The 11813-nt window shown below is 54.0% G+C and carries 12 protein-coding genes; 5 read left to right on the forward strand and 7 right to left on the reverse strand.

Annotated elements, in window-relative coordinates; genetic code table 11:
- The first annotated feature begins 65 nt into the window (after positions 1–65).
- The 3 genes from QEH53_RS07110 (at position 66) to malQ (ending at position 3674) form a co-directional block, all read left to right on the forward strand.
- Positions 66–644 (forward strand): lipocalin family protein, encoded by a 579-nt coding sequence (locus tag QEH53_RS07110; protein ID WP_309022458.1) that lies wholly within the window; start codon positions 66–68, stop codon positions 642–644.
- Positions 645–717: 73 nt separating this feature from the next.
- The gene (locus QEH53_RS07115; RefSeq protein ID WP_309022459.1) at positions 718–1758 is read left to right on the forward strand and encodes an A/G-specific adenine glycosylase; all 1041 of its coding nucleotides are present in this window, start codon (positions 718–720) and stop codon (positions 1756–1758) included.
- A gap of 365 nt (positions 1759–2123) precedes the next feature.
- Positions 2124–3674, forward strand: a complete 1551-nt coding sequence (gene malQ / locus QEH53_RS07120; RefSeq protein ID WP_309022460.1) for a 4-alpha-glucanotransferase — start codon at positions 2124–2126, stop codon at positions 3672–3674.
- A gap of 66 nt (positions 3675–3740) precedes the next feature.
- Here the strand turns inward: malQ and QEH53_RS07125 are convergent, their stop codons facing one another.
- The 6 genes from QEH53_RS07125 to QEH53_RS07150 all read right to left on the reverse strand — a co-directional run bounded on the left by QEH53_RS07125 (position 3741) and on the right by QEH53_RS07150 (position 8931).
- The gene (locus tag QEH53_RS07125) at positions 3741–4130 is read right to left on the reverse strand and encodes a hypothetical protein (protein ID WP_309022461.1); all 390 of its coding nucleotides are present in this window, start codon (positions 4128–4130) and stop codon (positions 3741–3743) included.
- Between the two features lie 70 nt (positions 4131–4200).
- Positions 4201–5094, reverse strand: coding sequence for an alpha/beta fold hydrolase (locus QEH53_RS07130; RefSeq protein ID WP_309022462.1), 894 nt, complete (start codon positions 5092–5094; stop codon positions 4201–4203).
- The gene (locus QEH53_RS07135) at positions 5091–6125 is read right to left on the reverse strand and encodes a 3-oxoacyl-ACP synthase III (RefSeq protein WP_309022463.1); all 1035 of its coding nucleotides are present in this window, start codon (positions 6123–6125) and stop codon (positions 5091–5093) included. The genes QEH53_RS07130 and QEH53_RS07135 overlap by 4 nt, the downstream gene beginning before the upstream one ends.
- 5 nt (positions 6126–6130) lie before the next feature.
- On the reverse strand, positions 6131–6952 hold the full coding sequence (locus QEH53_RS07140) for an SDR family oxidoreductase (RefSeq protein ID WP_309022464.1): 822 nt from the start codon (positions 6950–6952) through the stop codon (positions 6131–6133).
- Positions 6953–6957: 5 nt separating this feature from the next.
- Positions 6958–7404, reverse strand: a complete 447-nt coding sequence (locus QEH53_RS07145; protein WP_309022465.1) for a 3-hydroxyacyl-ACP dehydratase FabZ family protein — start codon at positions 7402–7404, stop codon at positions 6958–6960.
- A 42-nt stretch (positions 7405–7446) separates the two neighbouring features.
- The gene (locus QEH53_RS07150; RefSeq protein WP_309022466.1) at positions 7447–8931 is read right to left on the reverse strand and encodes an NAD(P)-binding protein; all 1485 of its coding nucleotides are present in this window, start codon (positions 8929–8931) and stop codon (positions 7447–7449) included.
- A 166-nt stretch (positions 8932–9097) separates the two neighbouring features.
- Here QEH53_RS07150 and QEH53_RS07155 point away from each other — a divergent pair, with 166 nt between their 5' ends.
- Positions 9098–9574 (forward strand): peptidylprolyl isomerase, encoded by a 477-nt coding sequence (locus tag QEH53_RS07155; protein ID WP_309022467.1) that lies wholly within the window; start codon positions 9098–9100, stop codon positions 9572–9574.
- Between the two features lie 101 nt (positions 9575–9675).
- Here the strand turns inward: QEH53_RS07155 and QEH53_RS07160 are convergent, their stop codons facing one another.
- Positions 9676–10530: a hypothetical protein gene (locus QEH53_RS07160; protein WP_309022468.1), complete on the reverse strand. Its 855-nt coding sequence runs from the start codon at positions 10528–10530 to the stop codon at positions 9676–9678.
- A gap of 79 nt (positions 10531–10609) precedes the next feature.
- Here QEH53_RS07160 and QEH53_RS07165 point away from each other — a divergent pair, with 79 nt between their 5' ends.
- Complete coding sequence (locus QEH53_RS07165; RefSeq protein ID WP_309022469.1) at positions 10610–11599, forward strand: 3'(2'),5'-bisphosphate nucleotidase; 990 nt, start codon at positions 10610–10612, stop codon at positions 11597–11599.
- Positions 11600–11813 lie beyond the last annotated feature (214 nt).

The raw sequence follows: 11813 nt of genomic DNA on the forward strand, positions 1-11813 counted from the left end.
AAAATCAAAAAAAACTGCTGCTCGAAGCGCGAAATCGGGAATAGCCCCCGTACGTATTCACAGCGATGATAAACTCACCGACAATGAAGATTCTCAGTAGGATCGCATTTCTGTTGGTCTGGCTTTTCGCCGCCCCTCTCGCTTCCGCCAAAACGCCACCAGAGGGAGTTGTCCCCGTCGACAATTTTAACTTAGAGCGCTATCTCGGGCTCTGGTATGAAGTGGCCCGTACCGATAACCGCTTCGAACGTGGCCTCGACAGCGTGACTGCCGAATACACGCTCAAGGAAGACGGAAGCATTACCGTCTTTAATCGAGGATGGGACGAGAAAAAGCAAAAATGGGATGAGGTGAACGGCCGCGGCTACAAGATTGGCGATCCCGACAAGGGTACGATGAAAGTCACATTCTTTTGGCCGTTCTACGCCGGTTACCACGTTTTCGAACTCGACCACGAAGGCTACCAGTACGCCCTCGTTAGCGGGGACAACCACAGCTACATGTGGATTCTCGCACGCACGCCCCAACTCCCTCAGGGTACCCTAGACATGTTACTGAAGGAGGCCGAGGAAGCGGGGTTCGACACTGACGAGCTCGTCTGGCTCGACCACCAAACCGTGCATCCTTCCTTGCTAAGCGAGTAATATATCCAGATCGATTCGTCGATCGCTGAAAAAGCTAGCCGTGCCCTCGCCGTAGTCGCACTGTTCGTCCCCGATGCCTTCCCAAAATACTCTGACTGACGAAGCCGAGGCCTTTCGCGCTGCCTTGATCTCTTGGTACGACGCCAACGCCCGCGAGCTGCCGTGGCGTAGCGAACCGTCCACCTACAAGACGGTGGTATCCGAATTCATGCTACAGCAGACGCAGGTAAAAACGGTTCTGCCCTACTTTGCCGCCTGGCTGAGTTCCTATCCCGATTTCAAAAGCCTAGCCGCCGCCTCCGAAGATCAAGTCCTCAAAAGCTGGGAGGGTCTCGGCTATTATTCCCGAGCGCGCAACCTCCACAAATTGGCCAAGGATGTCGCTGCAATCCCCGATGGCGAACTCCCCACCGACGCCAAGAGTTGGCTCGCCTTTCCGGGAGTCGGACCCTACGCCGCGGCCGCCATCTGCAGCATTTCATTTTCCGATCCTTCCGCTGTCGTCGACGGAAATGTCGTGCGCATCCTTTCGCGACTCACGGCCGACGAGACCAACTACAAAAACTCCACCGACGCGGCCAAATCCTACCGGCAGCTCGTCCAGGATTTGCTCAATATTGATCGTCCTGGCGACCACAACCAAGCCATGATGGAGCTCGGTGCCACAGTCTGCCACAAGCAATCTCCCAATTGCCTGCTTTGTCCAGTGCGACCGTTTTGCCAAGGCCACGCCTCAGGCGTCGCCGAAAGCTTACCTCGCCTAGCCAAAACTAAGTTTGAGGAAGTCACCCTCAACCGGGCTTGGATCCGCAGCGCCAAAGGCGTTCTGCTTCACAAAATCCCTGCAGCCGCCAAACGTATGAAGGGCTTGCACGAGCTACCCGATCTCGCCCAGCTAGCAATCCCCGCCCCCCAGAGCAAACCTCAGCTCGTACGTAAACGCGGCATCACCAAATACCGTATCACCGAGCGCATCCACGCTATCCCAGCGAACAAGCTCCCGGCGGAGCTTCCCGCCGACCACGTTTGGGTAGCTGCCGAGGCCATCCCTGATCTCCCATTCTCCGGACCTCATCGCCGTTGGATAACCGAGCTATTGGAAACAATTGAATAAGCCTGCTTCCAACTCTTAAAAATGCGACAAGCCGGCGTCTCTTTCGAGGGCACCGGCTTGCTGAATCGACTCTCTGGAATCACCTTATTGCGTGTATCGGTAATCCGTTTTTAACTGCGTTAACTCCTTGAGTCTGATCCCTTCCATAAATCGGATTTACCACGAAAATGCTGAAGCCTTTTTCGGCTCTTTGTAAACCTAGGGGCATGGTATAAGCTACGCACGCCGTTTGCAGCGCCACGGCTTAAGGCTGGTTCTCAAGTGGGTTACATTAGGGAAAATTGATTGAATAGCTCCCTGAGCAAGCTTGTGATTCTCGGAGCCCAGTGCTTATTTGCCGCACACCAACAAAACCATCACCTATTGTGAAAGATCCCCTTTTTAACTGGCTCGACCACCGCGCAGCTGGAGTTCTCCTCCACCCGACCTCGCTTCCCGGCGAATACGGCATCGGTACCCTCAATGACCATTGCTACCGCTTCCTCGATTTCCTCGCGGAAGGTGGTTTCAAGTACTGGCAAATCTGTCCGCTCGGCCCCACCGGCTTCGGCGACTCACCGTACCAGTCCTTCTCCTCTTTCGCTGGAAATCCGTACCTGATTTCTCTCAACGCTCTGGAAGCCAAGCATCTCATCGAGCATGACATCCTCGAAGAACTGAAATCGCTTCCCAACGGGTTCGTGGACTTCGGCGGACTCTACAATGCTAAATGGCCTGTTTTGGACGCGGTCTATGAAACCTTCGTGCAAGGCAAAAAGAAGATCCGTCCCTACGGAGCCTTCTCCGCCTTCAAGAAGAAACACGCCGACTGGCTCGAGCCTTACGCCTACTTCCAGGCACTCAAAGCACACTTCAACGGCAAACCTTGGTACGAGTGGCCCGAAGACGTCCGCTCTTTTTCCGACGCCCAAACCTACCCGCTGCGCGAGGAGCTTAGCCGACAAATTGACGCGGAAATGTTCTATCAGTACCTCTTCGAAGGTCAGTGGCAGGGTGTTCGCGACTACGCCAACGAACGCGGCATCCAAGTTATCGGCGACATCCCTATCTTCGTCGCCCTCGACAGCGCCGACGTCTGGCAAAACCCAGAGTACTTCCAGCTCGATCCTAAGACATTCCTACCAATCGCGGTGGCAGGCTGCCCTCCCGACTACTTCTCCGCTGACGGTCAGCTCTGGGGAAACCCACTCTACGATTGGGACGCTCTCGCCGAGGATGACAACTCCTGGTGGATCAAGCGCCTCAGGCGCTGCTTCGAACTCTACGACGTCGTGCGCATCGACCACTTTCGCGGCTTCGACTCCTATTGGAGCATTCCTTACGGATCGGAGACGGCTCGCACAGGCGAATGGAAGAAAGGCCCTGGAGTCGATTTCTTCAAGTCCATCAAGAAGAAGATCAAGACCTGCAAGCTCATCGCCGAGGATCTTGGCGACCTAACCGACGACGTACGTATCCTCAGGCGAGATACCGGACTTCCCGGAATGGCGATCCTACAATTTGCCTTCGGCGGAGGCGGCGACAATTTTTACCTCCCCCACAATCTCCAGTCCAATTCAGTTCTGTATCCAGGAACGCACGACAATAACACATCGCTTGGCTGGTACGCAGAAGCATCTGACGAAGAGCGTGACCATATAAGACGCTACCTGCGCGTCGACGGTAGCGAGATTGGTTGGGACCTCCTACGCACCGCCTACAAAAGTGTATCGAAACTTGTCATCGTCCCCATGCAGGACCTTATGAGCCTCGGCTCGGAAGCCCGTTTCAATACGCCCGGCGAAGCGATCGGCAATTGGACTTGGCGCTACCTGCCGCAACAGCTTCAAGCTCTACGCGGCGGAACTGCAGACTACTTAAAAGAACTTGCTGATGACAGCTACCGCGACGGTTCAGACGCAGTAAACACGATCTAGTTGCGAGTAGCCTCTCGATGAAGCTCAGCCTGTAAGCGACGCCTACGGGTCGCTTATTCCACTAATTCAAATCGCGATTTGCCCTTTCATTAACCACGCGAGGGCTGCGCTCTCCGATGAAAACTGCCGCATGTACGATTTCTTCGAGTCGAAGAACTCGCTGAAATAGTTCAAGTAGGCTGAGGGTACGGGCTGTAGATTATAAACCGCGCTTTTGATCGATCTGTACTCTTCCAAAGCATCTTCCCGCCAGTCTTTAATGAGAAGCATGTTTTCGCGGGTCAGTGGTATGTCAATTTCCTCTACATCCGTGGATGTGATTACGCGGAGGTTCCGATCGTAATTCTTATTAGCCTTCAACAATTCGAAATGCATACTCACGGCATCCATCCCCAATTTAGGTCCCCAAACCACCCGCAGCAAACTTCGGTTGGAGTAGTAAGTATGCAGTGCCATCTTTAAACGAATACGAACAGCACCGTACCTAAAATCAGCTTAAACGCAACCTTTCCCAAACGCTTTGGAGCTAGTCTTCGTCGTAGTCAGCCATTTGGTAAATGGCTTCGCAACATGACTCCGTTTCGTCTTCGAGAATGTAATGGCCCGCTTGATTATAGCGAAACGCGGTGGCATCTGGCAAAAAGCGCTGCCAACGATCGTAGAAGTGAATATTGAAGCAGAAGTCCTTGCCGCCCCAAAGAATCGTAACGTCGCGTTGCCTCAATTTCAGCAAGTTGTTCTCGACCTCGAGGAGATCATTGAAGCTCGGATGGGAAACGTGCATCGGAATATCCTTCACGAACTCGTAAACCGCCCGACGGTTCGACCAGTTCCCGTAAGGTAGAAGCATTCCCTCTTTGACCGTTTGGTTGAGTGGCTTTTTCTTAACAGACATCCACGCGGCCGGCCCGGCAAAGCCATTCAGTCCCTGCACCAGTAACTTGCCAAAGATGGGATTGCGGCACAGCGATATGCGAGCCGGAATCCTAGAATCCACGAAGGCCGCTGTATTCAAAATCGTAACACGGCGGAGCTTTTCGAAACGTTGCAACGCTGCTCCCAAACCAATAACACCGCCCCAGTCGTGGACCACGATATCGAATCGCTCTAGACCCAAGTGATCGATTAGCTCACCCAGATCCTGGATACGCTGTTTGATTCGATACGAATAATTCGATCCAGGCTTATCGCTCAAACCACAACCGATGTGGTCGACCGCGATACAACGGAATTTTCCGCGCAGCTTCTTGATCACATTGCGATAGTAGAAGGACCAAGTCGGATTGCCGTGAACCATGAGGACAGGAAAACCCTCGCCCTCGTCCACATAGCTCATCTCGAACTCGCAACTGAGCTTCAACCGCTTAGGCTCGAACGGATACTCCTCCTTCAGACGATCTGGAATAGTAAGAACGCTCACCACTCCACCCCCATCATTAAGCAATTAAGACCGCTTCCAATCCCAAGCAGAGCGACCTTGTCACCCGCTTTTACGGCGCCGTCTTCAGCCGCTTTCGTCAAGGTGATGGGAAGCGCTGCTGAACCGGTGTTACCGAAGTTTTGGTAACTTGAGTAATCCTTCGCGTGGTCCAAGCCCAAGGTATCGAACAGAAGCCGTTGGTGCGCCGCACCTACTTGGTGGCAAACGATACGGTCCGCCGTCGACTCGTCCCAGCCAAGTTCACCCTTGAATGCATCCCAAGTCCGTTTGGCCAAGGAGACGCCGGCTTGCAGCATCTCTTCCGAATCGGTCTGCATTTCCAATCCCCCACTGGCAGCGCTCGCATCACCCTTACAAAGATCGTTGGCTGACGTATCCGCCATTACACTACCGCCTAAAATTCGATGTCCATTAGGAGACAGAGACTCGTGGCAAACGACCGCTGCGACCGCACCTGCTCCGATGGTTAGATTTGCAAAAAACGGTTTGATGGATTTCCGGTTTAAGTCGCGTTCGAGCAAGATTTGGATCGTGCGTTCCAACAAGGGTTTTCCGTTTTCTCCGGACACGACAACCCCAGCCTTTATTTGGCCGGCATCGATCATCGAACTGAGCAGGCTGATCGAATTAAGAAATCCAAGGCAGGCGTTGGAAACGTCGAAGACCTGCACCGATGGACTTAACCCCATCAAGCGGTGGGCAAAGGAAGCTGTGGCAGGTTCCAGCATATCGCGGCAAACAGAGGAATGGATACACACTTCGATCTGTTCGGTGGACAACCCTGATTCCGCGATCGCTTTGCGGCCCGCTTCGGCTGCTATTTCCGATGGACGCACTTCCTGCTCCCAGAAGCGTCGCTCCCTAATCCCTGTCATTAGCTCCAAACGCCCTTCCGGAAGCCTCAAGCGCTCGTAAAGTGGAGCTAGCTTTTCTTCGATCAAATCGCTCGACCAGGCGGTCGGAGGCGATACGTAGGAAAGGGAATCTATAACTGCGGAACGGACCTTCATCAAAGTTAGGCTTTGCTGCCTTTATCCTCGGGTCGCATGGCGAGCTTGATCACTTCCGCGTCGAAATAGTTAATTCCCATTCCAGCGTCTAGGGTCAGCCCTGTGCCATTCATCCCGCTGGAACGCTCGCTGAGGAGGAAGACAGCCGCATTCGCGACTTCCTGTGTATTCAGAGCTTGTTTACGGAATGTCAGCTTCTCGCTGTAGAGATAGCTTTCCGCGTAACCGGGAATGCCTGCCGAGGCGCTGGTCTTTAAGGTCCCTGGATTTACGGTATTGAAGCGTACCTGAGTGTCCTTGCTGAAAGACTTCGCTAGGAATCGAATCGAGGAATCGAGTGCAGCCTTCACGGGTGACATGTATCCATAATTCTCTGCAGTGATAGTGAGAGATGATATGCTGATAGCGACAACGGATGCATTGTTGTCGAGGTAAGGCTTAAAGGCGTTCGAAACCTCGATCACCGAAAAGGCGGAAATGGCGGTGGCCTGCAAGAAATCGTCGCGATTGGTTTCGTGAAAAGGCTTGAAACCCTCGCTGTAGTTCGCGAATGCGATCGAATGCACGATGCCGTGCAAGGTGCCAAAATCTCGTCCGACATCCTCGGCGAGTTGCGTGATTTCTTCCTTGTTCTCTACGTCGCAAACATAGACCGGCTTGTCCTTGAGGAGCTTGGCGGTGCTCTCCTTACGCGCTTGGGAGCGAACACTGTAGATAACCGTCGCTCCCTCTTCTTTCAATGTCTTGGCTATGAACCAAGCAACGCTCTTGCGATTGGCCACGCCCATCACGAGCACGTTTTTGCCTTCTAGATTTAGGAATCCCATAGCGGCTAAGCTTTGGCGCTGGCGAGAGCCACGCAAAAAGAAACTGTCATGACGCGCCGTCCATCGTCAGTTTGTACACTGCCATCTAGGAAAGAAAAAGCGCCCATGCTTTCCTTGTATTTCACAGTGATCAATAAAGTGTCGTTTGGACGGACAATGCTCTTGAAACGGGCATTTTCAATCTTTGAAAGAACCGGCACCAGGGTCGGATCCTCCTTGATCCTGTCAGCGAACAAGCGGCTCATGTAGATGGCGCCCGTTTGGAATACTGCTTCGGAGATGATCACGCCCGGCATGATCGGATTGTTCGGGTAGTGTCCCTCGAAAAATGACTCCGTATCAGGCACATGGCGGCGCGCAGTGAGAGATTTTTCGGTCTGCTCGACGACTTCGTCTACAAAAAGGAAAGGAGGACGGTGCGGAATCGCGTTGAGGACTTCTTCGGTGGCCATGGCTTACGGGGTCGTGGTTGCTTGGTTAAGGCTTATTCAAAATTAAGCGACAGGCTTGCTCAATTCGGCAGCCTTCATTGCGACGATTTGCTTGTCTACCTTGTTGGAGGTAATTACGCCGTAGTTCATCGACCCAAGCCACCCAGACATGATAATGCCGACTGAACCTGCATGGTACAACCCGCCAACCTGATCTGGGAGTTCCATGGAAAGCTTGAGACCTTCGAACTTGGTACCGAAAGAGGTGCCTTCCGGATGACGCGTATAGTGGTTAATAGTGCGCGGCGTGGCGGCCTCGAGGTGGTCGATCTTGGCGCGAACGTCGGGGATGTACTTTTCGAGGGAAACGAGAGACTCCTCAATGAGGCGTTCCTTGTGCTTTTCATACTCCTCGTCGCTTAAATTTTCCCAATCGACCATCTTGGCGTTCAAGGAGGCGACAATCGTGTAGCGATCAGTTCCAGGGCGCGTCTCGGGATAGTAGACTGAAAAGGTGCGACTAGTAGTGTTCAGGTCGACCAGCTCTTCACTGCTGAAGACGGGTGCATCGGAGGTAAAAACGAGATCGCCTATGTTGGGGATGGTCTCGCCTTCCTTGATTCCCATGTAGACCTGACAGGAACTGCTGTTGATGCGAACCGCATCGAGCTCGTCGAGGTACTCTTTGGAAAAATTCTCTTCGCCCACCATTTTCTTGACGGTGGTGACGACGTTCGCATTGGAAACCACCGCCTTGCAGCTAACGGTCATCACGTTGTCCGGCTCCGAGTCACGCGTGCGGCCTTGGATGAGGACTCCCGTCACCTGCGGTTTACCGTCTACCTCATCGGTCAGGATTTGGCGAACGAGCACGTTCTTCTTCAGCGTAGCCCCATTGCGTTCGAGTTCCTCCACCATTTTTCCGATGAGCACATCGGTGCCACCTTGGAAGGTGAAGACGCCCTTGCTCATGAAGTTCGAGAAAACAATTCCGTAGGTGATCGCCGGCTCATCGAGCGTGGAACCATTTGCGTAGGCGATCGGTTCGAGCAAGAGGCGATGCACATCGTGGCGTCCAGGGAAAAATTCTTCGAAGAGCTCGCGGGTGGTTCGCTTGTCGTCGTCGTAGAAATTCATCTGACGCAGGTGGGTGTAGAAGCCTTCCACCTGTTCGAGCTCGAGCTTGAAGTCTTCCACCAGGATGCGAGTGAAATCCTTCCGGTCGAAAGTGGTCCACACGTCAAACTGCGGATTGATGAATCGAACGTCCCTTAGCTGATGGATCGAATCGGCGATTTCCTTTGTCCAATACTTGCGGCAGGACTTGACCATGCCGTGCGGAAAGCCGTGCAAAGAGATATCAAAGATGTGCTTGCCCGGACGCTTGAACCAAGTAGCGAGGCCGCCAAATTGGTAATGGTGCTCGATCAGCAGGACCTTATGTCCGCATTTGGCGAGGACGTTGGCGCTAGTCAGCCCACCTAGGCCGCTGCCGATTACGACCACGTCGTACTCCTCGTCCACTCCTTCTAGCCAGTTTTTGCCCATAAGCGGCCAACGAATAGAGCTGAAAACGGGAAATACAACCGAGAAATCACCTTGGCGATATTCCTCTTAAATTCCCTCCCAGAAGCAGTTCAGACACCATTGCCGACCCTCCTGAAATCCGCTTTTCTGCTTGCGGATCACAAAACAAGCGCAATTCGTAACTTCAATGGCTAAGACCAAGATCAAATTCGAAACCAATCAGGGAGAGATCACCCTGAAGCTTTATCCCGACATTGCCCCGAAGGCATGCGAGAATTTTGCAACCCACGTGGAAAACGGCTACTACGACGGTATCATCTTCCACCGCGTCATTCCTGAGTTCATGGTACAATGCGGCGACCCGACGGGTACTGGCCGCGGCGGCAAGTCGATTTGGGGAAAGAACTTCGAAGACGAATGCACCACCGAAGTCCGCTTCGACAAGACTGGCTTGCTCGCAATGGCAAACGCTGGTCCTGGCACTAACGGCAGCCAATTCTTCATCACCACTGCCAAAACACCTTGGCTCAACATGCGTCATACCATCTTTGGCGAAGTGGAAGAAGGCTACGACATCGTGCAAGCCATCGAAGGCGTCGAGCGCGACGGCATGGACAAGCCACTCGAGGAGCAAAAGATTATCAAGGCCACCGTCATCGACTAAGCCCAAGACACTCATTTCCAACAAAAGCCCGTTCCCGCAGAGGAGCGGGCTTTTTGCTTGGAGAGACCGATTTCACCCGGTCCGCCACGTGGGCATCGGCCTCAATCCCGTTTGACCGTCAAAGTCAACAGTCGGTCCCACTCCTGGTGATAGCGAATGAAGTGTTTCTTCCCTTTCTCGATTTCCTCGTCGAGGAGCTCGCGCACCAGAGCCTGTTCGCTTTCGTAGGCCTCCGAGCTCAGCAAGCCAGAAAAGTGAGCGATGCGAGCCCAAAGCAAATGGGTGGTGATCGCGTCAAATTCGTTGTAATCCAATATATCCTGAAGTTTCCCCTGTAGCCAAAGGTCGGATACAAAACCGCCTTCCGTGTCCACCTTACCTGGTATTCCCGAGAGTGTCGCTATCTCGTGCAGACGCGGTGTCTGCCCCCAGCGCCCCACCATTGGAGCAAGATCGACATTGTGGTCGCCGCTCGTGGCAAAGTAGTCCACGCCCTCCCAAGGCTTGTTGGGGCGCTCCCCCATGCCTTGGCTGTACAAGCCATGTACGATGGCTCGCTGAACGATGATCGGCACGTCCGCGTTGTGGGAATTGTAGCCGACCAGCTGCGGCTTGCGCGAACCGATCGCCTTCAGGAGCTGTTTGAGGATGGTACGCTCCTTAGCCTTCTCGTCGTCGCCAGCGGTCGCAGGCAAGGTCACCAGTTTCAGCTTCACCTTGCCCGCCACTACCTCGCGCAGCACTCCCGATACCGAAACAATGCGGCAAAGCACCGTTTTAAGATACGGCTGAGGATTTTCCTCGGTAGCGCCGCTCTCGCGCCAGAGCCGCTTCATTGCTTCTTCTGGACCGTGGGCTCCGCTCGTATCCACCCCGAAGAGCATCTCCGCGCTCAAGGGATCAGGTATCCATTCAAGGTCGAAAGAGAACAGGCAGGGCTCGATGGTCTTTAGCACGGGACAAGATATAGGAGAGGTATTAGCTCTGTGTTAAGTCTTTCTTGCACAAGTCCTACAGCTTTCCATCTTGCTACCCATGTCTCTCGACCAGGAACTCTCCATCGCCAAGGAAGCCGTACGCAAAGCTTCCCTCCTCTGCTCCGCAGCCCAACGCGGACTCGTCGACGCTGAAAAGCACGACAAGGACGACAAGTCGCCCGTCACCGTAGCTGACTACGGGGCCCAAGCTATCGTACTCTCCACGCTCGCGAAAGCCTTTCCATCCGACCCAGCGGTAGGCGAGGAGGACTCCAGCGACCTACGCAAGGAGGAGAATGGCGAGCTGTTCGCTCGCGTCGTGGAATACGCCCAAAAGATCGATTCCTCGCTGGACTCCGACTCCGTGCTGGCCGCTATCGACCGTGGGAGCCATGGTGGTGGCGCAGCAGGACGCTTCTGGACCCTAGACCCCATCGACGGCACAAAGGGTTTTCTGCGCGGCGAGCAATACGCAGTCGCTCTCGCCTTGATCGAAGACGGAGAAGTCGTACTGGGAGTGCTCGGCTGCCCTAATCTTCCAGTCGATCCAGCTAACCCCGACAGCGAGAAAGGCTGCATCCTGTTCGCCGTCAAAGGACAGGGTGCCTTCCAAGCGCCACTCAGCGACATTTCCGCAGCTGTTTCGATTTCGACTGACTCCGTATCCGATCCTGCCCAGGCCGTATTCTGCGAATCCGTCGAGTCCGGACACACGGCCCACGGTCGCTCCGCTGAGATTTCCGAAGCCCTCGGCACATCTGTAGAGCCGTTCCGCATGGACAGCCAATGCAAGTATGCCGCTGTTTCTCGCGGCCAAGCTTCGGTCTACCTGCGACTCCCCACCCGTCCCGGATACGAGGAAAAGATCTGGGACCATGCCGCCGGCTACATCGTGCTACTGGAAGCAGGAGGGCGAATCGCCGACACCTTTGGCCAGTCGTTGGACTTTTCCATCGGTCGAACCCTGAAAAATAACAAAGGCATAGTCGCTACCTCACCGGCCGTTTTTGAAAGTGTCGTAAAAGCGGTCGTCGCATCCGGAAGATAGCAAGCTCCAGTTGACCCAAACCTAGGGCATCGAAACCCAAACCTATTCCTAGTTAGGCAACGAAGCTCCCTTTGGGGGCTTTTTTTGGGCCCTTACTCATCCTCGCTGAGTAGTATTCACGAAGCCAAATGAGTTTTTCACCTCTAATTCAACACAAGCTCAAGTTTCACCTTATCTGAACGATCATAGAGTGCCGAACCTACCAAACCAGCAC

Origin of the sequence: Pelagicoccus sp. SDUM812002 (genome assembly GCF_031127835.1) — a bacterium.
Taxonomy (GTDB): Bacteria; Verrucomicrobiota; Verrucomicrobiia; order Opitutales; family Opitutaceae; genus Pelagicoccus.